Origin of the sequence: Rhodopirellula sp. P2 (genome assembly GCF_028768465.1) — a bacterium.
Lineage (GTDB): Bacteria > Planctomycetota > Planctomycetia > Pirellulales > Pirellulaceae > Rhodopirellula.
On the sequence record NZ_CP118225.1, the window covers coordinates 4,832,824 to 4,857,221 of the forward strand.

20 protein-coding genes are annotated in these 24,398 nt (G+C 57.5%); 16 read left to right on the plus strand and 4 right to left on the minus strand.

Features of this window, described 5'->3' with window-relative positions; translation table 11 throughout:
• Window positions 1-2 precede the first annotated feature (2 nt).
• Complete coding sequence (locus PSR62_RS17145; protein WP_274404228.1) at window positions 3-446, minus strand: BlaI/MecI/CopY family transcriptional regulator; 444 nt, start codon at window positions 444-446, stop codon at window positions 3-5.
• A 183-nt stretch (window positions 447-629) separates the two neighbouring features.
• On the opposite strand from PSR62_RS17145, the gene PSR62_RS17150 reads away from it, so the two are divergent.
• The 11 genes from PSR62_RS17150 (at window position 630) to PSR62_RS17200 (ending at window position 11,685) form a co-directional block, all read left to right on the plus strand.
• Complete coding sequence (locus PSR62_RS17150) at window positions 630-1,703, plus strand: carboxypeptidase regulatory-like domain-containing protein (protein WP_274404229.1); 1,074 nt, start codon at window positions 630-632, stop codon at window positions 1,701-1,703.
• 37 nt (window positions 1,704-1,740) lie between these two features.
• Complete coding sequence (locus PSR62_RS17155; protein WP_274404230.1) at window positions 1,741-2,808, plus strand: hypothetical protein; 1,068 nt, start codon at window positions 1,741-1,743, stop codon at window positions 2,806-2,808.
• Window positions 2,805-3,239, plus strand: a complete 435-nt coding sequence (locus PSR62_RS17160) for a cupin domain-containing protein (RefSeq protein ID WP_274404231.1) — start codon at window positions 2,805-2,807, stop codon at window positions 3,237-3,239. The genes PSR62_RS17155 and PSR62_RS17160 overlap by 4 nt, the downstream gene beginning before the upstream one ends.
• A 265-nt stretch (window positions 3,240-3,504) precedes the next feature.
• Window positions 3,505-4,317, plus strand: a complete 813-nt coding sequence (locus PSR62_RS17165) for an endonuclease/exonuclease/phosphatase family protein (RefSeq protein ID WP_274404232.1) — start codon at window positions 3,505-3,507, stop codon at window positions 4,315-4,317.
• 205 nt (window positions 4,318-4,522) lie between these two features.
• Window positions 4,523-5,803 (plus strand): tagaturonate epimerase family protein, encoded by a 1,281-nt coding sequence (locus PSR62_RS17170; RefSeq protein ID WP_274404233.1) that lies wholly within the window; start codon window positions 4,523-4,525, stop codon window positions 5,801-5,803.
• Window positions 5,804-5,805: 2 nt separating this feature from the next.
• Window positions 5,806-6,834, plus strand: a complete 1,029-nt coding sequence (locus PSR62_RS17175) for a zinc-binding alcohol dehydrogenase family protein (RefSeq protein ID WP_274404234.1) — start codon at window positions 5,806-5,808, stop codon at window positions 6,832-6,834.
• A gap of 519 nt (window positions 6,835-7,353) precedes the next feature.
• Window positions 7,354-7,941 (plus strand): response regulator, encoded by a 588-nt coding sequence (locus PSR62_RS17180; protein ID WP_047815132.1) that lies wholly within the window; start codon window positions 7,354-7,356, stop codon window positions 7,939-7,941.
• Window positions 7,928-9,262, plus strand: a complete 1,335-nt coding sequence (locus tag PSR62_RS17185; RefSeq protein WP_274404235.1) for a sensor histidine kinase — start codon at window positions 7,928-7,930, stop codon at window positions 9,260-9,262. The genes PSR62_RS17180 and PSR62_RS17185 overlap by 14 nt, the downstream gene beginning before the upstream one ends.
• A 197-nt stretch (window positions 9,263-9,459) precedes the next feature.
• A complete protein-coding gene (gene gatA / locus PSR62_RS17190) occupies window positions 9,460-10,959 on the plus strand; it encodes an Asp-tRNA(Asn)/Glu-tRNA(Gln) amidotransferase subunit GatA (RefSeq protein ID WP_274404236.1) in 1,500 nt (499 codons plus the stop codon).
• A 39-nt stretch (window positions 10,960-10,998) separates the two neighbouring features.
• Window positions 10,999-11,259 carry a hemin uptake protein HemP gene (gene hemP / locus PSR62_RS17195; protein ID WP_274404237.1) on the plus strand — a complete coding sequence of 87 codons (261 nt, stop codon included), beginning with the start codon at window positions 10,999-11,001 and terminating at the stop codon, window positions 11,257-11,259.
• 15 nt (window positions 11,260-11,274) lie between these two features.
• A complete protein-coding gene (locus tag PSR62_RS17200) occupies window positions 11,275-11,685 on the plus strand; it encodes a hypothetical protein (RefSeq protein ID WP_274404238.1) in 411 nt (136 codons plus the stop codon).
• 42 nt (window positions 11,686-11,727) lie between these two features.
• Here the strand turns inward: PSR62_RS17200 and PSR62_RS17205 are convergent, their stop codons facing one another.
• Together PSR62_RS17205 and PSR62_RS17210 are read right to left on the minus strand one after the other, a co-directional pair.
• Window positions 11,728-12,561 carry a hypothetical protein gene (locus PSR62_RS17205; protein WP_274404239.1) on the minus strand — a complete coding sequence of 278 codons (834 nt, stop codon included), beginning with the start codon at window positions 12,559-12,561 and terminating at the stop codon, window positions 11,728-11,730.
• Window positions 12,549-13,661 (minus strand): ATPase, T2SS/T4P/T4SS family, encoded by a 1,113-nt coding sequence (locus tag PSR62_RS17210; RefSeq protein WP_274404240.1) that lies wholly within the window; start codon window positions 13,659-13,661, stop codon window positions 12,549-12,551. Before PSR62_RS17210 ends, PSR62_RS17205 begins: the two co-directional genes overlap by 13 nt.
• Before the next feature lie 192 nt (window positions 13,662-13,853).
• Between PSR62_RS17210 and PSR62_RS17215 the strand changes: the two genes are divergently transcribed.
• From PSR62_RS17215 to PSR62_RS17235, 5 genes are all read left to right on the plus strand, one after another.
• Window positions 13,854-14,507 (plus strand): class I SAM-dependent methyltransferase, encoded by a 654-nt coding sequence (locus PSR62_RS17215; protein ID WP_274404241.1) that lies wholly within the window; start codon window positions 13,854-13,856, stop codon window positions 14,505-14,507.
• Window positions 14,508-14,734: 227 nt separating this feature from the next.
• Window positions 14,735-15,523: a menaquinone biosynthetic enzyme MqnA/MqnD family protein gene (locus PSR62_RS17220; protein ID WP_338020214.1), complete on the plus strand. Its 789-nt coding sequence runs from the start codon at window positions 14,735-14,737 to the stop codon at window positions 15,521-15,523.
• Window positions 15,524-15,655: 132 nt separating this feature from the next.
• Window positions 15,656-16,813, plus strand: a complete 1,158-nt coding sequence (mqnC, locus tag PSR62_RS17225; RefSeq protein ID WP_274404243.1) for a cyclic dehypoxanthinyl futalosine synthase — start codon at window positions 15,656-15,658, stop codon at window positions 16,811-16,813.
• Between the two features lie 109 nt (window positions 16,814-16,922).
• A complete protein-coding gene (gene malQ / locus PSR62_RS17230) occupies window positions 16,923-18,440 on the plus strand; it encodes a 4-alpha-glucanotransferase (protein WP_274404244.1) in 1,518 nt (505 codons plus the stop codon).
• Between the two features lie 389 nt (window positions 18,441-18,829).
• Entirely contained in the window at window positions 18,830-21,013 is a 2,184-nt protein-coding gene (locus tag PSR62_RS17235) for an RNA polymerase sigma factor (protein WP_274404245.1), read from the plus strand.
• Between the two features lie 302 nt (window positions 21,014-21,315).
• On the opposite strand, the gene PSR62_RS17240 is transcribed toward PSR62_RS17235, so the two are convergent.
• Window positions 21,316-24,258, minus strand: a complete 2,943-nt coding sequence (locus PSR62_RS17240) for a PQQ-dependent sugar dehydrogenase (RefSeq protein WP_274404246.1) — start codon at window positions 24,256-24,258, stop codon at window positions 21,316-21,318.
• Between the last annotated feature and the right edge of the window lie 140 nt (window positions 24,259-24,398).

A 24,398-nucleotide genomic window follows, 5' to 3' on the forward strand; every position in this document is an offset into this window, starting at 1 on the left:
GCTCAGCGACCTCGCTTTCGAGTGGCTTTCGACTTGGTCTTCTTCAGAGAGGTCTCTTTCGCTTTTTCAGCCGCTTCATCAATCATCGCCGTGATCCGCGTGGCTTCTTCCTCCGTCAGCCCGCGGTATTCGATCAACGCCGTCACCATGTCCTCCGGTGAACCAGCGAAAAATCGATCCACCATCTGAGCAACCTTGACGCCCAAAGAACGCGTTTTGGGTTGAGCGGCGGAATAGACAAACGTCCTGCCGCATTCGCGATGCTTCGCCCAACCTTTAGCTTCCAAACGTACAATCGTTGTTTGGACCGTATTGCGTGCGACGTGTCGTCCAAGGCCGGCCAGATACTCCCGCACTTCACTGACGGTCGCTTCGCCGTGCTTCCAGAATATTTCCATGACCTCCCGCTGGGATTCAGTCAGCGGCGGCGGTGTGGACTTCGTCATCCGTTTCTCCTGGACCGTGGTTCTTCAAGTACTTTCCTTCGACGACAACCTGTAGGCATTGTGCCGACAATCCGTAGGCAGTGCAAGTCGTTTTTATCCAGAAGGTCACAGCGTGCTATCTTGGTGGGAATCAACTTGTCACGTGATTGTCGACGGACGTTCAGACTCAACGAGGAATTTAAAATGACTGCATGGACATTCGCTGCGACACGCTGGTCGTTCGCTGGTTTTCTGTTGCTCACGCTGGTCTGCCATGGTTCCGTCGAAGCAGATGAAACCGCGACCGAGTCCCGAGCCGAATCGCAAGCGTTTGAACTGCGAGTCGTTGACTTGGAAGGCAATGTCGTCCCCAACGCAAGCATTGAAATCCGGTGCCGCCCCAGAATTGCAGCCACCGACATCGTGGTGGGTACCTCTGAAAAGAAGGGCACTTACGGCGTCATGGTCAAAGCTGATTCCATTGGGGTTCTGCGTCTGCAGAGGAAGCAGTTCCCAAAGAACATTTCCTTTTCGATTGTGTCGGAGGGCTACGCTCCGTATTGGCTCGCGTTTGATACAAACAAGAACTCCATGCCTGATTCAGCGACCGCACGAATTGAGGCCGCGTGGGCGGTGGGTGGAGTGGTGCTCGACCCTGGCGGTCGCCCCATCGAGGGCGCCGAAGTTCATCCGAGTCTGCCGTTTCGCATGCCACCAACAGCGACGAGATCGTTGCATGTTGGTACCACGATCAAAACCGACGCGAAAGGGCGTTGGCGGTATGGACATGTTCCCATCTCCAAACGTGACGTGGCGGTCGCGATCAATCATCCCAAATTCGGCCCAGTGAGAACCAATCTTTCTCGCAGTGAGTTTGAATCGACTGCGGAACAACCATCCTCGGGCAGCGTCACCTTGACGCAAGGGTTGACATTGGCTGGTTTTGTTCGTGACCTACAAGGCAAACCAATCGAAGATGCGACCGTCAGAACCAAGTTTCTCAACGAGATTCGGGAAACAAAGACGGACGATTTTGGACGCTATCAACTGACGGGCTGTGAAGAAATGCATTGCCGTGTTGTCGTGATTGCCAAAGAACGTGCCTTGGAAATGAAAGAGGTCCACATTCGTCCGGGAATGGAACCGGTCGACTTTGTCTTGCCTCCGGGTGGACATGTCAAAGTCCGCGTCGTGGATGCCGACGGAAACGGGTTGCCGAAAACCAGGATCTTCCTGCAACGCTGCCGACTACCAAGTGACGTTCAATCGATCAGGTAATGGTTATGTCGTTCGCATTGAAGCGGACGGATATCGCGTGGCTCAATCACGCGACTTCGAATATGACGAAGGCGAAGTGACGTTCGATTTTCAAATGCAGCGAGCTGCAAGTCTCACTGGGCAACTTGTCGACGCAAACGGGCGTCCCGCTTCTGGTGCCAAACTCGCGATCTCCGATCATGGTTCCCAAATTTCAATTCAGGACGGAAGGTTCGACGATTCTTCGACTTATGCAACTCGTTTGGTAGCCGATGAGAAAGGCCAGTTCCGCGTGCCGGCGCGTGAAGCCCCTTTCCATTTGGCAGTGCTTCATGAACAGGGCCATGCATTGCTGTTTTCTGAATCGATTGATTCCGATGCCCCAGTTGAACTCAAGCCTTGGTCATCGATCGAAGGCACTTATCGAATCGGTTCGAAACCAGCAGCCAACTTGCGTCTGAGGATTGACCTGAATGAATTCCATTCGGATCATCCGATCGGTGGGCGAATCTTTGCGTCAGCAATCGCCAGGACCGATGAACGTGGCCGTTATCGCCACAGCCGACTATTCGACGAGTCAACAATCGTCGCTCGCGAAATCATCATGATGGTGGACGATGGTGCAAGAGAGGTGGCTTCTACGCCAAGAATTCCGATCACACTTGATCCTGGCGAACACCGAATTCTCGACATCGGCGGTTCCGGATCTGTCGCCGTGGGACAATTGAGAGCTCCCATCGCCCATGACATGCCAATCCATTGGAAACTCGCAAGCGTCTATGTTTCTCGCCACCTCGTTGCACCGGTTCCGCCAGTCGACCGAAAGACTTTGAATCAGAAACCCGGCCAATGGGAAGCATGGTTGCGTACTCCGGAAGGGCTGGGATTCCTAGCCAGCAGCAAGACCTACAAGCGTGAGCGTTCCAAGTCGATTCGGTACTACGCCACGGTTGGTCCAGATGGAGTTTTCCAAATCAACGACATACCTGCGGGCGAGTATGAACTGAGGGCCGATCTCGGTGAGGGGCAAAAGGGTACCATCCGGAACCACCGATTCTCGGTGCCATCGACCGAGGATGAGCAAGCAACCGGTGCAGTCGATCTCGGCATCATCCAATTGGAATGACCAAGCTGACCGCGATCGAAATCCCGCTCGGTCGACATCATTCCCTTGTCGCACCGAGTTCCTCACCAATCCAACGACAACGATCCGCCGACATGAACCTGTTCGAAAACGTGCCAACGCATTTACCATCGGAACTCATCGAGGTCTTGGCGGAAGGTGAATCGGTTCGCATCGAGCGAATCGTCTCCACGGGCCACTCCACCGATCCCGGCGAGTGGTACGACCAAGCGCAAGACGAATGGGTGGTCGTCCTCAAGGGAGAAGCCCGCCTCCGCTTCAGCGATGACAAAGTCATCTGCATGAAACCAGGCGATCACCTCCTCATCCCCGCCCACCAACGCCACCGAGTCGAATGGACCACCCCCAACGAACCGACCCTCTGGCTCGCCGTCTTCTTCGAAAAGGTGTCAGGTACCTTTTTGGCAGAATAGGTAAGATGCTGATCACCTTGATCGATTTGACAATCGCCCACTCATGACCGGTCTGCCAGTGACATCGCCGCAGGATCATCAAGAACTCCGTCCCCTTGACCGGTTCACGAAGTTCGAAGGCCAAAGTTGCGATCGTTTGAACCTGCTCGATGAATCCGTCCAAGATCGCCCACGAAACTACCTAAACCACCAAAAAGGTACCTGACACCTTTTTCGGGTAGATTGAGCGTTTTATGTGGGAACACCTTGGATGGAAGGATCAGGGATGCGAGTGATTCGTGTGAGAATGAGAGGTTGTGGGCAGGCTTGGTTGGCCGGGTTGGTGATGTTCATGGCCACTGGCGTGCTGGGGGCTGCGGAACCTGTGCAGCTGCGAGTGCTCTGCTACAACATCCATCACGGCGAAGGGGTGGACGGCAAATTGGACCTGCAACGAATCGCCAAGGTGATTCAGTCGGTCGAACCAGATTTGGTGACGCTCCAGGAAGTTGATCAAAAGGCCTCGCGAAGCGGCAGCGTCGATCAACCGGCCGAACTAGCGCGGCTGACGGGGATGCAGGTCGCCTTTGGGCCCAACATTCCGCTGCAAGGCGGTCACTACGGCAACGCGGTGCTGTCGAAGTATCCGATCGTCGATCATCGCAACCGGCTGCTACCGAATTTCGACGACGGTGAACAGCGTGGTGTGCTATCGGCAGAGCTGCAGATCCCCGGACTCGACCAGCCACTGTTGCTGTTGGCCACGCATCTGGATTCTCGCCGCAACGACCGCGAACGAATTGCATCGGCCAAGGCTATCAACCAAATTGTCAGTAAAACGCCAGAACGTTCCGCGTTGCTGGCCGGGGACATGAACGACGTCCTCAACAGCCCAACGCTGGATGAGCTTGAGACCAAGTGGACTCGAGTCAACGAGCGGGTCATGCCGACGATTCCCGTGGCGAAACCACAACGTCAGATTGATTTCATCCTGTTTCGACCGAGCACTCGTTGGAAATTGATCGAAGTCAAAGTCTTGGACGAAGTGGTTGCCTCCGACCACCGGCCAATCTTTGCCGTGCTGGAACTCATTCGATAAAGTTGCTTCCACTTCAATCCCATTGAATGGCGGACGGAGCCTTGCTCACGCCAATGGAACGAAACGGCAAACGACCACGGAAGTCTATACACAAGTAAGACTTACGGTTCCGGGGGATTGAAACGCCCCGTGGTCGAAATGGGCTTGATGAGTCATATTGCTAGCCCAACATCTCCTTCACCCCACCTGTTTCGAGAGCCTTCCCTTGCTAACGATTGAGAAATACTCCTTCGGCGTCGGTGACCGCTTTGCCCATCAAGCGGCCGCTCAACTGCGATCCTTCACTCGTCTGGCCGAAAAGGGCATCCACGTCGCTCCGGTTTGGAACAAATCCAACCGTGAGCACACCTTTGTGGGATCGCAACCGCAGAGTGTGTACGACGCGGCCGCGGCCGCCGTCGCAAAGCTCGGCTTCGATCGACCTTGGCACGTCGACGCGGATCATATCGGTTTGAAGACCGTGGAACCGTTCTTGCCTTGTTCCGACTTCTTCACGCTCGACGTTGCGGATTCGATCGGCAAACCAGCCGACCAAGCTGACATCGACGCTTTCGTTGCCAAGCACAGCGAGTTGATCGGCACGTTGGAACTCGAAGGTCTGTCCGCTCCGCTGACCATCACCGAAGAAGACGTTCGCCGGGTTGCCGGACAGTACATGTTGGCAACCAAAGAAGCTGGCGAGATCGATCGGCACATCGCGTCCGTCAAAGGCGAAGGCAATTACATCGCCGAAGTCTCGATGGACGAAACCGATGAACCGCAAACCCCGCCCGAGTTGTTGATCATTCTGGCGATGTTGGCAGATGAAAACATTCGCGTGCAAACGATCGCACCGAAGTTCACCGGTCGATTCAATAAAGGCGTGGACTACGTCGGCGACTTGGCTCAATTCGAACGCGAATTCAATGACGACGTCGCCGTGCTGGCTCACGCGGTCAAAGCGTACGGATTGCCCGAAGTCTTGAAGCTCAGTGTTCACAGCGGCAGCGACAAGTTCAGCTTGTACCCGATCATTCGCGATTGCCTCAAACGAACCGGCGCGGGCGTTCACTTGAAGACCGCTGGCACCACTTGGTTGGAAGAAATCATCGGGTTGGCGGAAGCCGGTGGCGATGGTTTGGCACTTGCCAAAGAAATCTACGTTTACGCGTTGGAACACGTCGACGAACTGTGCGCTCCCTACGCCAGCGTCATCGACATCGACCGCTCGCAATTGCCCGATTCAGCGGCAGTGGAAAAACTCGACGGTCCCGCGTTCGCGGAGCTGATTCGTCACATCCCTTCGAACCCGAACTTCAACGCCAACGTGCGTCAGCTGCTGCACGTCTCGTTCAAGGTCGCTGCCAAAGCCGGCGCCCGATACACCGATTTGCTGGAATCCAACGAAGAAATCGTCGGACAACAAGTCACCCAGAACATCTACGACCGCCACCTGCTGGCGTTGTTCATCGACGAAGATGGCAAAGCCATCGGAACGGGAGCCTGAGCATGAAAGCCTTGCAACTGACTGCCCCCAAACAATGGGAGCAGATTGAGATCGACGAACCATCGCCACCGGGTCCCGGTGAAGCCTTGGTTCGAATCCACCGTGTCGGGGTCTGCGGCACCGACTTGGGCGGCTACCTCGGCAAGTTCCCCTTCTTTTCGTACCCCCGAATTCCGGGGCACGAATTGGGTGTGGAAGTCCTCGCGGTTGGCGAAGGCGTCGAGAACGTCAAAGTCGGCGATCGCTGCAGCGTTGAACCGTACATCAATTGCCAAACGTGTTACTCGTGCGAACGTGGTTTGACGAACTGCTGCGAGTCACACCAAACACTCGGCGTGATGTGCGACGGAGGGCTGACCGAAAAGATGATCTTGCCCGCCCGCAAGTTGCATCCTGCCAATAACCTTTCGTACGAGCAGTCGGCCTTGGTGGAAACGCTGGCGATTGGTTGCCATGCGATCGATCGAGCACAAGTCACCGAAAAAGACACCGTGTTGGTGATTGGATCGGGACCGATTGGATTGTCCGCGATCGAGTTCGCTCGCGTCGCCGGTGCCAACGTCATCGTTGCTGACCTCAGCCAAACCCGGCTGGACTTTGTCACCGAGAAGATGGGCGTCACGAACACCATCCGGTTTGATGGCTCCGAAGCCGACATCGAAAAACTGGAAGCGATGACCCAGGGCCGCCGCGCCGATGTGGTGGTTGACGCAACCGGCAACCATCACTCGATGCGACGTGCGATGGAAATGGCAGCGTTCGGTGGACGAGTCGTCTACGTGGGGATCACCCAGCAAGACCTGCAATTCCCGCACGCACCGTTCTTGCATCGCCGCGAGTTGACGATCCTGGCCAGCCGCAATGCGTTGACACGGGATTTTTCGCGAATCATTGATCTGATCGAAACCGGCGTCATCGACACCGATCCTTGGATCACCCACCACGCGAAATTCGAGGACGTCATCGAATCGTTCCCATCGTGGACCGATCCCGAGACAGGGGTTGTCAAAGCCGTGATCCACGTTTCCTAATACCAGGGAATGCGAGCCCACGGCGGTCTACCAGACCGTCGGGAGAATGGCTCCGAACTACACGATGGTCGCCCAAGACCGTCTGGTATCTTCTCAACACGCGTACGATCGCTTGGTCTCGCGACGGCCCGGGAAGGCCGTCGTACGGGGAGAGACACAAACGCTTTCCCCCCAAGGCCCCCGAAAACGCTGACAAATTCGCGTTCTCGGACAATCACCAAACGTTGCCCCGGTGATGCTGCCAATCAACCTTGACCCATCTTGCCTGAACTGTATGATTTGCCTCAGTGGCAAGCCAGGGAAGTGCGGTCGCTTGTGACCCTTGCGAGTTCGGCGGATTTTAAGTGCGTTTGTGACTCTAGTGGGTTGAAGTGCTAGTGCATCACCCCCGCGGTTTTGCTAATTGGAGTGACGGAGTGAAGCTGGGTGCTTCGGTGAGAGTTTTCTCTGCCCCCCAACCGGCTTCGCGCTTTCCTCATTTCGGTATTGGGCTACCCCACAGGGAGGACGGTTCCCGCCATGACCACAAAAACGGTATTCACGACAGGCGAAGCAGCTAAGATCTGCAAAGTCAGTCAACAGACGATTATCCGTTGTTTCGACAACGGTTCGCTGAAGGGTTTCCGAGTCCCAGGAAGCAAATTCCGCCGGATCCCTCGCGAGCAATTGTTCTTGTTCATGAAGGACAATGGGATTCCGACCGACGCGTTGGAAAGCGGCAAGAAAAAGCTGTTGATTGTCGACGACGATCAAGATCTGGTCGATTTGATGCAGGACGGATTCCAGCGAGACAATCGCTTTGAAATCCGGACCGCCAACAACGGCTTCGACGCTGGGATGGGCGTGAAAGAATTTCGCCCCGACCTCGTGATTCTCGACGTGATGCTTCCCGATATCAACGGGAAAGAAGTCTGCCAACGAGTTCGCAGTGATCCTTCCATGGACACCGTGAAGATTCTTTGCATCTCGGGAATGGTCGAGCACAGCAAGGTCGATGGCTTGAAAGCCGCCGGCGCCAACGACTTCATGCAGAAGCCGTTCTCGATCGACGATTTGGTTGGCCGCGCCTGCACCTTGCTCGAAATGGATCGCGGTGTCATCGGCTGATTTGTTTGCCGGTTGGCTGCCCCCCATCGTCATCCAGGATGACGAAGGGACAGCGAATCCAACGCACGAAGAACGCATTTGGTTGCCAATGCGTTCGAGTTCGTCGGCGACGTTGCTGCACGCGTTGGTCTCATGTGACACCAGCGCGACGTTTCGTCGAAAATTGCGCAACACGCTTCACCACGACCCCGCGTTGTGTTTGTTCACCGCTGCAAAGTTGGTGCAAGAACACGAGCGAGGTTGGCGTCCGATCGCTGGCCGATGGACGACCAAGCAATTGGGCGATTGGTGGATCCGGCATGGCTCCGAGGTCTGGGATGGGGCGGCGTTCCTGTCTTGCCCGGACACAGAATCCGGTGAACAACAGCTCCAGCGTTTCATGCGACTGGATCAGCACTTCCAGACACTGCCGTTTTCGCGTTGGCTGATGGAATCAGATCTGTGGTGGAAGGCGGCCGGGCTGCACCGCCGGGCCAGCATTTGCCAATCGATGCACTCGATTCGCCTGATCGATTCGGACCGGGAGGATTCCTCTTCGATTCCCAACAAACACCCGTCCAACCAGGATGCCCACGAAGCGTTTGGCAAAGTCACCGCGATGGTGGTGGAACGCGAGCGTTTGCAGAGCGAGTTTTCAGAATCGCTTGAAACCGTCCGCCGCGATTTGGCGAAGCAATTGGCGTACGGTTTGTCCCATGAGATCAACAATCCGCTGGCCAACATTGCGACTCGTGCGCAGGGTTTGATCGCCTCGGCAGCGGGACCCCAGCAAGCGGAATCCTTGCAGCGGATCGTCGACCAATCCTATCGTGCCCATGCGATGATTGCTGACCTGATGTTTTACGCTCATCCGCCGGAACCGCAGATGGCTTCCGGGTTCGCGGCGAAACAGGTGGTGAACGATCTGATCGCCCCCATGCGATCGACACTGCAACGCGATGAGATCGTCGTGGACATCCACATTCCGTCGTCATTGAAATGTGATGGCGACCCAGCCATGTTGAGCGAAGCCATCCGGGCTCTGATTCACAACGCGGTGGAATCGATCGGCGTCGATGGCAAAATCGTTCTCTCGATGGAAGCTGACAAGGACGCCAAACGCTGCCTGTTCCGTCTCTCCGACAGTGGGCAAGGGCTGACGCCGGAAGACGCTGCCCGTGCGTTTGATCCGTACTTCAGTGGCCGGGAAGCCGGCCGCGGACTCGGGTTGTCGCTTTGCCGAGTGCACCGGATTGCGGAGTTGCACGGGGGAACAATCCAATTGCATCCTGCACTGATTGGCTGCGTCGCCGAATTGACATGGCCGCTGCACGTCGGCTGAAACAATCCTGACGCTTCACGTTCCAGACACGCTGCCCCGGCGTTGTTGCAAGCGGCCTTTGCCGACCTCGTCACATTGCCTCCATCGTTCGCGGCAACGCTGGAATCCAGCCGCATTCCCATCGGGCGGCGGATCGCCGATACTGCCGCTCCGCAAACCATTCAAGCTCCTTTCCACGCGACCAAGACGGTTCGTTCATGTTGCATTCGGCCTCGCAAATTTTGAAACAACTCGAGTCGGGCGAAGTCACCGCCGTCGAGGTCATCGAACAATCACTCGCGGCCATTCGAGCCACTCAGCCGACGATCAACGCGTTCACGCACGTGGCGGAAGAAACCGCAATGCAGGCCGCCGAGGCCGTTGACGCAGATCGCAAAGCCGGCAAAACCCTCGGCCCTCTGGCTGGGCTGCCCGTGGCGATCAAAGACGTCCTGTGCACGTCCGACATGCCGACCACCTGCTCGTCCAAAATGCTCCAGGACTTCACCCCGCCCTACGACGCGACCGTGGTCGCTCGATTGAAACATGCGGGTGCGATCGTCGTTGGCAAAACCAACATGGACGAATTCGCGATGGGTGCCAGCACCGAAACCAGCGCGATGGGTGTGACCGGCAACCCCTGGGACACCACCAAAACCCCCGGTGGCAGCAGCGGTGGAGCGGCCGCAGCGATCGCCGCAGGAGTTGTTCCCCTGAGCATTGGCACCGACACCGGCGGATCCATCCGGCAACCTTCGGCGTTTTGCGGCATCACCGGGTTGAAACCCACCTACGGCCGAGTCAGCCGGTATGGTTTGGTCGCCTTCGCCAGCAGCCTCGATCAAGCCGGCCCGATGGGTTGGTCCGTGGACGACGTCGCGATTGGACTGCAAGCGATGGCGGGCTACGACCCACGCGACAGCACGTCCGTTGATGCAGAGGTCCCCGACTACACGCCAGCCATGGCCGCCGAAGATGTTCGCGGCATGCGAATCGGCGTGCTGCGCGAAGGGCTGGATCAAGAGGGCATCTCCCCCGCCGTTCGCGACGCGTTGGCAACCGCCGAATCGGTGTTTCGCGAACAGGGCGCCGAGATCGTCGAAGTCGAACTGCCACACAGCAAGTACTGGGTGCCGACGTACTACGTGATCGCACCGTGCGAAGCCAGCAGCAATCTCTCGCGGTTCGACGGGGCTCATTACGGGTTCCGCGTCAGCGACGCCGAAATCGCCGCGGCCGACTCCGGACCGCTGGAAGCCATGTATTCGCTCAGCCGGGCGGGCGGTTTCGGCAGCGAAGTCAAACGCCGAATCATGGTCGGAACCTACGCCCTGAGCGAGGGTTACTACGACGCCTATTACAACCAAGCCCTCAAAGTTCGGCGTCTGATCCGGAATGATTACGACGCCGCGTTCCAGCAAGTTGACTTGATGCTTGGTCCGGTGACCCCCTCGCCCGCCTTCGCCTTGAACGAGAAAACCGACGACCCGATTGCAATGTACTTGTGCGACTTGTTCACCGTCGGAGCCAACTTGGCGGGCGTGCCCGCGATTTCGTTGCCCGGTGGATTCGATGCCTCTGGATTGCCAGTTGGCGTGCAACTGCAAGCCCCGGTGATGGAAGAGACCCGTCTGCTGCGGGCGGGCAATGTGTTCCAAATGGCCAGTGATTTCCACACTCAGCGGCCGCCTGCTTTTAATGCAAATCATTCGCAATAAGGTCTTGTCTCGACAATCCAGTCGACTTAGATTGGTCGCATGACCGATTCAAAACCTTCCCCGGCGACCGATTCCAATTGGGCAGAGATGCCATCGGGTTCGGTGGTGGAGGGAGCTCCGGCGGCGAAACCGGCGGTTGAATCGGTTCCATCGGAGACGACGATGTCGACCGGTGGGATGCCCAAAATCATCCGATTCGAGGCCTTGGCACGTTGCGGTGGTGAAATCTGGATCGAAAACGAAGGCCAGATTTACCGACTTCGCAAGACCCGCCAGGGCAAACTGATTCTGACGAAATGACCTTGGAATTCACCTGTGCACACCAGTGAAACGATTCTCGCAGTGATCCCCGGCGCGACCGAGCATGAACGCTTGGTGGTCGCGACGCGCTTCATTGAAATCGCCGAACGCCTGAAACTGCATTCGGAGGAAATCACGGAGCCGTCCGAACCAGCCGATGACAGTCGTCCGTTTTGCGAGCAACTGACCAGCGTTCAATCGCAACCGCTCGTGCTGCGTCAGGAATCGTTCAGCGAAGCAGTGGGCTGGTTCACGCAAAGCTGCGTGGAAATGAGCCGCGACCAATGGGAGATGATGCGTCGCACGCTGGTCCCCGAAACGATGCCCGCCGTCCGGCGCAAACGAACGGTTCGCAAATTGAACGTGATGGACGCCGACACCCCCTCGGTCATCCCCTTCAAGCCATCCCGCGCCGTCTCGGCTTAGCATGCCAACGGGCATGAAGAACGTCGGACGCCGACGCCACGTTCATTCATCCAGCAACAACGCTTGCAGACGCGTGATCGCTTTTTGAATTTGATGGTTGGTTCGTAGCGGCGGGATTCGCTGCAGAAACTTGGGGCTGACGCCCTTGGATTGCAGGAATCGCTTCAGCAACTTTGGATCGCCATCCCGGTACACTTCCGCGGTGTGATGAACGCGTGGCCCGTAGGTTGCGTCCAGCAATCGTTCGATCACCTTCGACCAATAGGTCAACCAATCGCTTTGGCGTTTCCCGACAGAGCCTTGAATCGAGTTGGGATCTTGGATTGAATTGGAATTCAAATCACCTTCTGTCCCGGTTGTCTGCTCGAGCTGGCGAATCTGTCGTTCGATCTCACGAGGCAAACACGGATCCAGCGTGGTCGCTTCAAAATGAGTGGCCTCCAGAAAACTATCGCGAGGGCAGCGTTGCACGTAGGCGTCCAACAACGACTGACGCCACGAACCGGGCTCAATCGGGCGTCCCTCGGTGATCTCCAGCACGATCAAGTTGCCCGTTTCGACATACACCGCTTCCACCGTGGCTTCGAACATCGCAGCCATTGCAGGCGCCGGACGCGAGGTGAGCAAGGAGGTGGCGACTCGTTCCAGCAACCAAATCTTTTGCTCTGGTTCCCACATTTCATACCAGTGTGGTGGATCGAATCCGACCATCGGCCCTGAGATCGCGAACAGCGGCTCACTGTCGGCTTCGTGTTCCAGCTTGGACGCTGGATTCAATTCGTCCACCAACTGATCCACCATCATCGCAACCGTGCCGCGGAATAATTCCGCTTCCGGGCCGACGAGGCATCGATTTCCGTTGGTCAGGGGCCACATAGAAAGTTGCCGGTGGAAGGAAAAAGTTTCTGCAATCGGCCCATGTCATTTTCGGATGCCAACGCGGAGCGACGCACGTCATCGATTTCGATGCTGCGACACTCCGATCGGGAGAGGCCGTTCTGATGAATCAACAGGTTAATCTGTTCGGCGAGCAAGTGGCCAATTTGTCCCCAAGCCCGCAGTCGCAAAATGGCAGAAACCGGATCGCGGGCGTGAACCACGGCGAAAACCCGCTGTCCCTGCAGCACGGAGTGCAAACAAACTTCTGCAGAAGTCCGATTGTTCAGGTCAGGAATGATGACCACCGAAGGATCCGACTCCTCGGATTCACGCTGCAACGGGTTCCAACGACACGCCGGATGACCGTGTGTTTGGGCGGACCACACGCCCCACAATCGTGCCAGTGGACTCTTGTCGAGCGATTTTCGGCCGCAGTGAATCGTCAATCCGCTTTCCGCGACCAGCTGTTTTTGCCAGGCACATCGCTCCGAGGCCTTCAGGTCGTACGCGGTCAAATTCATCGGCGAAGGAACGACTGTTTTCGGCTTCGACATTTTCGAGACCGGCGGCGGCTGAGGAGACCGCTGACGGGGAACGTTCTCGGCCGTGGGAACACTGCCCCCCTCGGTTTCGACCGCTGGCGGTTGAGGAACGCCATACAGTTTTTGGCGTGCACTTCGGACCACGGTGGCGCGAGCGAACAAGGGACGCATTTGCAATCCACTCAATCGCCGCACGTCGTCGGCCAGCAACAACGCAGCTGGGGATGCGATCGCGACTTCCAGGCTGTGATCCTGGACCGCCAAAGGAACCAACTCGTGCTGTTCGCAAAATTCCGCTGGCAGACACCGCTTCAACCGATGATCCACCGGGATCGTCAAACCGGCGGGCGGCTCAAACAAGGGAAGCAAGTAATGAGAGGCATACACCGAGGCCAACTTTGACTCGTCAGTCAGACCGCATTGGTCCGCCAACTGTTCCTCGGGTGCTTGCTCCTCCCTGGTTTGTTCCTCGTGGCTGGAGACTTCCAGTTGCCCCCACATTTCGTCCAACCAACCGATGGACGGTTGGCTGACATCGACGGAAGTTAAATTCATGGTGCTGTTTCGTGTTGCTGAATGAGTGCCTTATCGAAACAGATAGGTCGATTCGCTCAGGCGGGCTTGACGAATCACGGGGTTCGCCGGAGAACCTCGCCGTCCCGCTTGGCAGTGGAACCGATTGTTCGGATTCTGCATGCTGTACTGACGTCATCCCCCGTCTGACTCGTTTCTGCTTGACCGCCCGACATGCTGACACCGATCGAATTGCCACCCGGTTTGGACACCACGGAGATTCCGACTGAGATTCACGCGATGGTCCACGGGGTCAAGCAACGGATCGAAGCCTTCCAGGATCGCTGGGACCGGCCTCAGATCGAATTGTTCGTGGCCGCCGACTACTTGCACGTTTATCAGACGATGCGGTGGGTCGCAGAATCACAGCTGCTCAACAATTCGCGGTTCGTGGAATGGGGATGTGGTTTCGCGGCCATCACCTGGTTGGCCGCCGCAGTCGGCTGGGATTCCATCGGGATCGAATCGGAGCCAGAACTGATCCGCCAAGGCGAAACGACGCTGAGCGATTGGCAAGAAACGCTGGCAGCAATCCCCGGGGCGGGGCCCACCCCCGAATTGGTCCGCGGCAATTTCCTGCCCGCAGGATCCGAGACGCTCGCCGAAGATCCCACGCTCCCCAGTCTGGGTCATTCGATCGAGTCAGCTTACGCATCGATCGGCTTGGACGTGGAAGACTTTGGCATCATCTACAGTTACCCCTGGCCGGGCGAAGACGACTTCCACGAGTACGTTTTCCATCGCTACGCGGCCTACGGAGCCGTGATGGTGCTGTTCAAAGGCCCCAATGAAATGCGAGTTTGGCGAAAAACTCGCGGCCGCAGCTGAACCGGGTTGCCGGCTCCTGTTTGCCGCGGTTATCAAGGCAAGGCCGAGTTCTTCTAGCAAACCACGCCAATCGTACGATGGTCTTCCAAGACCGTCGCAACTCGCGAGATTTGTACGATGGCCTTCCGAGGCCGTCGCCGATTGAATCGACGCCCTCCGAATACATCGAAGTTGAATCGACGGTCTTGGAAGGCCATCGTACGAACTCCTCCAACCCTGCCACCAACATGCTCCGCCTCGGCGCCGTTTCTTATCTGAACACGAAGCCATTGATCGAAACGTTGCCTGAGCATTTGGGGCAACTCGGTGAATTGCGATTGGACCTGCCCTCACGCCTGGCTCGGGATCTGGCGGCCGGCGAATTGGACATCGCCCTGATCCCCAGCGTCGAATACTTCCGCGGAGGAGACGAGTATGAAATCATCTCGGACGCCGCGATTGCGTGCCGGGGCCCGGTCTGGAGCGTGCGGGTGCTCAGTCGCGTTCCGATGCAAGACATCCGAACATTGGCACTGGACGAAGGCAGCCGGACCAGCGCCGCGATGTCCCAAGTCTTGCTCGCCGAAATGCATGGGCTGCGTCCTCAGACGGTGCCCTTCCCAATCGGATCATCCCCCGACGAAATCGACGCCGACGCGTTGTTGATGATCGGCGACCGCGCCATGCACCCGCCTCCGGCGAAGTACCAAGAGATCTGGGACCTCGGCGACCGGTGGTGCCGCTGGACCGAATTGCCGTTTGTGTTTGCGATGTGGGTCGCACGCCGATCCGCCGTCGCCGATCCCGCCATTCGGCAACAGATCGAAACCGCGCTGAACAAGTCTCGAAATGAAGGGCTGCAACAATTCGAAGCGATCGCGAAACGAGAAGCGGCCGGTCACGGGCTGACGATCGAAGACCTGCATCGCTACTTTGCCGAGAACCTGCATTTCCAACTCGGCAAGGGCGAACGACTGGGGCTGGCAGCCTTTCGCGAAAAAGCCGAACATTTGGGGCTGGTCCCCACAACGATCTAGCTCGATTCCCATCCGGCGGCTCGAGCAAGGCAATCCTCCTTGACGGGACGGGTCGTTTCCTCGATCGCCCTTCGGGTTAGGATTGGTTCCGACTCGAAACTGCTCGACTTTCCTTTCACCTCCGCAAGATTGATGAACGCACCCGCCAACTCATCTGCCGTCCACGACATTCTCGCCAAAGCCGTCGCCGGCGATCGGCTGACAACCGCCGAAGGTCTGACGTTGTTGCAGAGCCACGACTTGGCCGCCCTCGGTGCCGCCGCCGAAAAGGTTTCGCGAGCCAAGCACCCCGAGCCCTATCGCACCTACAACATCGACCGGAACATCAACTACACCAATGTCTGCACCGCGGTGTGTGACTTCTGTGCGTTCTACCGCGGTCCCAAGAGTGACGAAGGGTACGTGCTGTCGCGGGAAGTCTTGCTGCACAAGATCCAAGAGACCGTTGACCTGGGCGGCAACCAAATCTTGCTGCAAGGCGGCCTGCATCCGAAGTACAAACTGGATTGGTACGAGGAGATGTTGCGGGACATCAAGACTCGCTTTCCCGAAGTCAACGTTCACGGGTTCTCACCACCCGAACTGCACCATTTCACCAAAGTCAACAACCTGCCGCTCCGCGAGGTGCTGACACGTTTGAAAGACGCTGGCCTGGGGAGCGTGCCGGGTGGCGGAGCCGAGATTTTGACGGATCGTGTTCGCAACGAAATCACTCGCGGCAAAGTCATGACGGACGATTGGTTGAATGTCATGCGTGTCTGGCACGAACTGGGTGGCATCAGTTCCAGCACGATGATGTTCGGGCACGTCGAAACACTCGCTGAACGAATCGAGCACCTCGATCGTTTGCGAAGCCTGCAGGATGAAACGGGCGGCTTCAGCGCGTTCATTTGTTGGACGTTCCAACCGGACAACACCCAGATGTCCGATGTCCGACCGACTGGCTCGTTCGAATATTTAAAAATGTTGGCCGTCTCGCGATTGTTCCTCGACAACATCCCCAACATTCAAAGTAGTTGGGTCACGCAAGGTTTGAAGATTGGGCAAATGGCGTTGATGTTTGGCGCCAATGACATGGGCAGCCTGATGATCGAAGAAAACGTCGTTGCGGAGGCCGGAACGGTGCACTATTTGTCATTGCAACAGATTCGCGAAGCGATTGAAGAACTTGGCTTCATCCCTCGCCAGCGTGACGTGCACTACAACTTGGTCGACGAACAATTGGAAGCCAAAGCGATTGCGGTAAATGGGGAACAATCGGCAAGAGAGTTGGTCCAATTGGCGGTTTGACCGAAGTCCGGTAGTCTTTTCCAAAGTGGTGCGGAAGTTGTCCCGCGATGAACACGCGGTGGACCACTTCTGACTCAAACGACCGACTATCGCCAACCAGATCTCACGCATGCGTTTCCCGCGATCCTCCGGCATCCTTTGTCACATCACCAGTTTGCCATCGGAATTGGGCATCGGTGACCTGGGTGCCGCAGCGTACGAGATGGTTGATTTCTTGCACGCGGCCGGCCAATCGATCTGGCAAATTTTGCCACTCAGTCCGCCCGCCTACGGCAACTCGCCCTATAGCGCGTACTCCGCGTTTGGGGGCAACGCGTTGTTGATCAGCTTGGAAGCGTTGGTCGACGAAGGTTTGTTGGCCGCCACTGACTTGGAAGGTTTCGCTGCTGGCGATCCAACCTTTGTGGACTACGACGAGGCCGGCAAGTTCAAACACCCGCGACTCAAACTTGCTTACGAACGGTTTTGTGCCAATCCGCCTCGCGAGCTGAAGATCGCGTTCGAACTCTTCTTGGACACCAACGATTGGTGGCTTGATGAGTTCTCGCTGTTCGAAGTCCTGTTGAACAAATACCAAGAGTCTCATTGGTCGAAGTGGCCCGACCCGATCAGCCACCGCGAACCCGATGCACTTGGACAAGTCCGCCAGGAAATGGCTCGCGAGATTGACTACTCGCGGTTCCAACAATTCCTGTTCGATCGGCAATGGAACCGACTGAAGGCTTACGCGAACGAGCGACAAGTGCAATTGTGTGGCGACATGCCCATCTTTGTCGCTTACGAGAGCGCCGATGTTTGGGGCAACCAAGACATGTTCGCGCTCAACGAGGACGGCACGCCCAAGTTGGTCGCGGGTGTTCCGCCGGACTACTTCAGCGAAACCGGACAACTCTGGGGCAACCCGCAATACGACTGGGACGCACTGGAGAAGACCAACTACGCTTGGTGGACCGCTCGTTTCCGTCGGGCGTTGGAACAGTTTGACCTGCTTCGCGTCGACCACTTCCGCGGCTTCGAAGCGTACTGGGAAATTCCCTACGGGGCGGCAACCGCGATCGAAGGCCAGTGGCGACCTGGCCCCGGTGCCAAACCCTTTCAGGCGGCTGCCAAAGAACTTGGTGAGCTCCCCTTCATCGCGGAAGACTTGGGAATGATCACCGAAGCGGTTCACGAACTGCGGGAAGAACTTGGCTTTCCCGGCATGCGTGTTTTGCAGTTCGGGTTCGCCAGCATGGAAGACGACTTTCACCGACCATCGACTTACCCCGAATCGTGTGTGGCCTACACCGGCACCCACGACAACGACACCGTGATGGGCTGGTATCACTTGCGGAAGCCCCCCGAAGAAGGTCCCGACCCGCTCGACGAAGTCGTGACCAGCGACGTGGACGTGAACTGGCAATTGATCGATGCCGTGATCACTTCCGACGCTGAAATCGCGATCGTTCCCATCCAAGATGTCTTGGGGCTGGGCAACGAAGCCCGGATGAACATGCCCGGCGTGGCCAGCGGTAACTGGGCTTGGCGTTTGTCCCCGCAGGCGCTAACGCAAGCTCACGCGGATCGCTTGGCAGCCCTGTGCCACCAACGCGGCCGGTTGTCCCACGAAGCCCCCAGCATCGGCTGAGGAAACTCGCGGGAAAAAATCCCTCGCTCGCTGGGGCCCGCAGCGAACCAAGCACGCCCCGGCAATGTTCCCCCGCAAACAAACGCGAAGCTGAGCAGCCTTCCTGAGCCGCCCGACGGAACAATTGGGGACAATTGTTCTACTCTGAACCACGCGCCACCGTCGCTCGCAGAGGAACCACCGAGCAACAGTTGCTTCGCTGTCTGACACTTCTTTTCGCGAATTTCTTTTTTTTCGCGCGCCGTGTGGTCTTCTCACCCCACTGTCTTCCTGAACACGCGATGATCAGGAGTGGCGAAACCCGCTTCCCAGCGTGATCGTCGCGGCACCTTGGCTCACCCCGAGATGCTGCTGCCTTGCTTCTCTGTCGGAAAGAAACGGGATCACTCATGCCCAGCGGGAACTTCACCATCGACACAGCGGCCCCCATTCCGCCGCCGATCGCCCCCGATGTCCGACAGGTTCAATCACGCGACCATCCCGACGATCCCGCCGCGGCGGCCCGTTGGGACGGACTCAATCCAACCGACGCCGATCTGCTCGACGCGTGGGTCACGGACAACTGTCTCGAAGCCCTCGACACTCTGGTTCGACGTTACGCCCAGATGGTTCTCAGCGTTTGCATCCGACGCTGCCACGATCGCACCGACGCCGACGACGCGATGCAAACCACTTTTTTGTACCTCGCTCAATCAGCAAAGAAGATTCGAGATCCCAATCGGCTCGCCGGTTGGCTGCACCGAGTCGCCCAACGCGCCAGCATCGCCACCATGATGTCACCCGAACGCACCCATCAGGATTTGTCCGATGTTCCCTCGACACCCGTCGACCCGTTGGAACGTCTGACACTTCGCCATCAAGCCATCGTGCTCGACGAAGAGCTCTCAGAACTGCCGGAGAAGTACCGATCCGCGATTGTGCTGCATCTGCAACAAGGCGTCACGGTTTCCGAAACGGCACGACAAATGGGAGCCTCGGAAGGTTCCGTCCGCGGCTGGCTCGCTCGCGGCAAGCAACGCCTCGCCCGTCAGCTTCGACTTCGCGGGGTCGCCCCGATGGCGGCTTGGGCGGCGGCACATGCCTGGAGCGTTTCTGAAACGATGGCTGCTCAAGCCGCGTTCGAACTCACTTGCCCACCCGACCTTGGTACCACCCCCGATCCGGACGTGCCCCCCGGTGCAGGATCTGGCAATTCCAATTGGCCCCACTCCACATCGACTTCCCACTTCTCTGCTCTTGAATCTCATCTGACACAAGGAATCACCACCATGCCTGTCGTCACCATTCTTGGCTCCACCGCTGCGGTTGGACTCGCCTTGTTGGTTGCCTTCGCCGTCCCCGTGGGCAACGACGAATCAGGACGTTCCGCCAGCGTCCTGACCTTCGCGACACCGGACGAGGAATCCCAATCGGTCCTCGCACAATTCTCACCGGGCAACGCTTCCCCCGATCCCAACTCGCCTGTTCCGACCGCACCGCCTCAACCAGCGCCGCCGGACGTTCGCTCACAACTGCCACGTGCTCTGCCAACCCCGACCACCCCACCGATTCCACCGACGCCGCCCACACCGCCATTGGCAACCAGCCAAGTCGCAAACCGAGTGACGCAAACACTCGATCAACCGACCACATTGGCGTTTGAATCCAATGTCCGCTCGCTTCCGGAAACCTTGCAAGAAGCGATCCGGATCCCCGTCCTGCTCGACACGCAGCGAATGACACTCGGTGAAATCGACATGGACAGCCTGCATGTCCAATTCGATGCCCCAGCCGAGCAACCGCTTCGAACGCTCTTGCGAAAAGCATTGGAACCCGCCGGTTTGAAGGGCGTCGTTGATGACGATGGCCTGTTGATCACCACCGACATGACCATGTTGACTCGGAGAGGCATTTCGACGGATCGCTGGTTGGATGTGACGCCTGAACAAGCCAAAACGATCGACGAAGTCATGGACAAAAAGGTTTCCTACGACTTTCTGGAGACACCGCTGGAAGATGCTGTCCGGGTGATTTCCGAAGACCTCAATTTCCCCATCCTGATTGACAAGCTCACCCTGGATGAAATAGGTCTCACAAACGACACCCCGGTGGACCTTTCGGTCCAGTCCATTTCTTGCCGTTCTTTCCTACGCTTGCTGCTTCACCCCATGGGGCTCACCTATCAATACAAGGATGAGGTCTTGCAGATCACCACCCAGGAAGCCGGCGACGAGAGACTTCGACAGCGGTTGTACTTCCTCGAAGGCACCGGTCTGCCACGCGGAGGCGACCTTGGAACGATTGAGATGATCACCTCCACCATCCAGCCCGATGCCTGGGAAGCACTCGGAGGCTACTCCACCATCAGTTCCGTCAACCATTCGCGAGAAGGCCGGCCCGCGTTGCTGGTCAGTACAACCGACGACCTCCACAAAGAAATCGAAGACCTGATGCTTGCCCTTCGCGAAACGCACACCGGTGAGGACCCCCGTTTATCCGACGAAGAATTTGAGCAGCAACAGAAGAAGAGAATGCAAGCGAACGGAGGTGGAATGGGAGGAGGAGGAGGAGGAGGAGGAGGAGGAATGTTCTGAGCAAGGCAAACGCCGGGAACGAACCACCAAATTTCCTGCGTCAGAGTAGAACGATTGTCCTCCATTGTTCCGTCTGTGATTTCAAAACCGCCACCCAGCGTTCCACCTCGGTCAACCGACCCACCATCCGCATCACGATCCCAAACCACTTGATCCAGGCCCGCAAACAGTTGAGACAACTGTTCTACTCTCTTGTGTTGCTCGGTGGGGGACCACCGAGCGACCGATTGCCTCCCGTCGGCCGGACCGACTAACGGGAGTTCCGGCATCTCCCGTCCCAACGCAACAACCCAAACAACGATTCAATTGGAAGCTGGCAATTCGCCGGCTTCGTTGATTTGCATCAGGAACTCGAGCAGATCCGCCACCTCCTGCGGCGTCATCGCGGACAACAATCCGGCCGGCATCAAGGATTGGTCGTTCGGCCTTTTGACTTCAATGTCATCGGGGTGCAACTTCGTTTGGGTTCCGTCGGCATGCTGGACAACAACCACGTCGTTGTCCTCGCGAAGAATTCGGCCGACAAACAACTCACCGTCCACTGTCAGCAACGTGTGGCTCTGCCACTCCGGTTCGATCCTCTCACTTGGGTCGAGGATCCCGCGAAGCACTTCCACCCGCGTTCGACGCTTGTTGATTCCCGCTAGCGACGGACCGACGTCTTTGCCGAGACCTCCGATGCGGTGACATTGTCGACACTGAGACCCAGCAGATTCATAGAACCACTGCAAACCTCGCTGAGCATCACCCTGCAAAGCCAACAACGCCTCCACGTTCGGCATGTCGCCGACCAACAGCGTTCGTTGGCTGGGATCGATCCAGGGCTGCAACAGTCCTAGCACCACCGGCGAACTCGAAACGTGTTCCTGACTCAGCATCTCGGCAACAGTGTTCTTGGACGTCTCCGGTGAAGCTTTCGAAAGCTCTCGCCACAACAACATCGACTGCAGCGTCTCGTTGGTCGGTTCCTGTGCAGCAGCAAGTCCATTGGCATCAGGATGCGGCGACAACGATGCCACCCAATCCCAAAGCAAGGTTGCCCCTTCCAGGTCAACTGCCGAGCAACCCACGCGAGGCATCTTGCCCGGACCACTTGTCGCGACCCGATACACCAATGCCGATCGTTGGGGATGCCCTGGATCAACCACTCGCGTGTCAGCCCCCAGACCAAAATCTCCCTGGGCCGCAGGCACATCGATCAAGGCAGTTTGATCCAACGGTTTGATGTGCCTCAGATCCATTTTCGATGTCGCCCCGCCGGCGGGGCGATGGCAATGGGCACAGTTGGAATGCAGGTACGAACGAGCTCGCAGCTCAAGGGGTTGGGTTTCATCGGATGGATCCACCATCTCATGGCCCGGCTTTGGTTTGGCATTCGCCAAGTAGCCGGCTTCGGCAAGTTCGGACCAAGATCCCGGACCGGTCTCGTCACGCAAGTTCTCTGGCACCAGCGATGCCGCCCCCGGGTTGGCGACATTGTGACACGTGATGCAAACATCACGGGAATAAAATCGGTGCTCCCAATCACGCGGTCCCCAAATCGGATCGTCCACGCGGAACGTCTGGGTGGCTCCCATTGCAGGAACCAGCGTCGCATCGGTTTGTGCATCGTTCCATGCGAACGTGGTTGGGTTCCAGTTCAAACCATCAAACGACAACAACTGAGTTTCCAACCGAATCGTCTTTGGATTGCCGTCCGCATCCAAAACGTCACGAACCAAAGTGTTGGCAAACACGGTTCCAGGCACGTAGCGTTTTCGCATCGGATTGATCGGATCTTGAGTTGGAATGCCAACCAACCGAAGCGTCCGGATCCCGTCACGAAACATGGTCGCCACCGGTTGGTAGGCAACCACACCAGGGTTCGGAACCAAGTTGGCTGTGTCAGCAAACAGACCGGTTTCGCTGAGTCGTTGCGGAAAGGCCCGCGAATCATCCACTGATTCATTGACGACCAACCGGTACAGTCCCCCGGCATAGTCGACCAGCATCACTTCCGGGATCGGTCCCTGCGTGCTGATGAAGAAGTCAATGATCTTCAAACCGGTGCTGGCAATTTTTCGCGGCACCGGTGGTTGCCCGGTCTTGGATTTCGACTGTGTGTCGATCGACCAAACGTTGCCGTTCATGAAGCATCCGCAGAGATACTCATCTGCCAGGGCAACGATATCGCTCGACGCATAGGCGTCCGGTGGAACAAACACGCCTCCCGTGATCGATTGCGATTCACTGCGAGGGAACACGACCTCGGGCAGGATCACTTTGCCAGGGCCAGGTGTTTGCTCCAGATCCACCGGATGGGGACCTTCGTAGAGGCTCCAACCATGGTTTCCACCGGGAACGATTCGGTGCAGCATCTCACATTTTTCCCAGCCGACGTCGGCCACCCACAGGTCATCGGTCGCAGGATCAAACGCTGCACGAAAACCATTGCGTAATCCAATCGCATAGATCTCGCCGCGAGCTCCCTCAACGTTGACGAACGGGTTGTCATCGGGAATCCGATAGGGCAACGTCGTTCCGTCCGCTGATTGACTGGTTTGGTTCACATCCATTCGCAGCACACTGCCGCGAAGGTCGCCGATGTTCTGAGCGGTTTTGTGGACGTCGGGTGGAAACGGCAGCGAACCATCGCCGGTCGTGATGTAGAGGTACCCGTCTGGACCAAAGTTCAGTGATGCACCGATGTGGTCACCCGACGGATAAGACAACAAATCCAAACGCGATTCGGGATCAATCCGCGGTGGAACCTTGTCGAGCGAATCAACGCGTCCAGCATTCGCGGCCTCTCGCTCGATTGGCGACTCCATTTGGAATCGTGAAATGCGTGTGCCACCTTCCACGTCATGCGGGCGGATCGACCAAACCACATACAGATAGCCGTTGCTTTCGAAATCCGGATGCAGCGTCAGGTCTCGTGCGGCAGCGAACAGTTCGTCGGGGTTCACTTTCTGGTTGGCTGCGTTGAGGTCCAGCGCCAGATCCATCGACTCCACATCATCACGATTCTCAAAGGTGGACACGTGCCCGCTCACTTGGAGCACCAGTCGCCGCTGGGTGCCCGGCAAATCCATCGCGGTGATTGGAGACTGGAGGCTGAGGTTCGGATGAACCCGTTCCACCTTCATCGGCAGCGGAGGCTCGGGGGTGCCCTGCAGTCGCGATTCGGTCCAGGCAGGACGATCGGCGGACCCGTTCGCTGCGTCCACCAACAGAAACAGCACGGCGATCGAAATTGTCCGCAAGATAGCATTCGGCAGGGGCATGGAATGACAAACCGGGTGATGAGAAACGGGGATGCGGCCCATCTTAACCGAAGCGGTGCAGGAACCACTGACTCCATGGACATCCCCGGGTGGTGGATTTCATCGCATTGCGACACAAT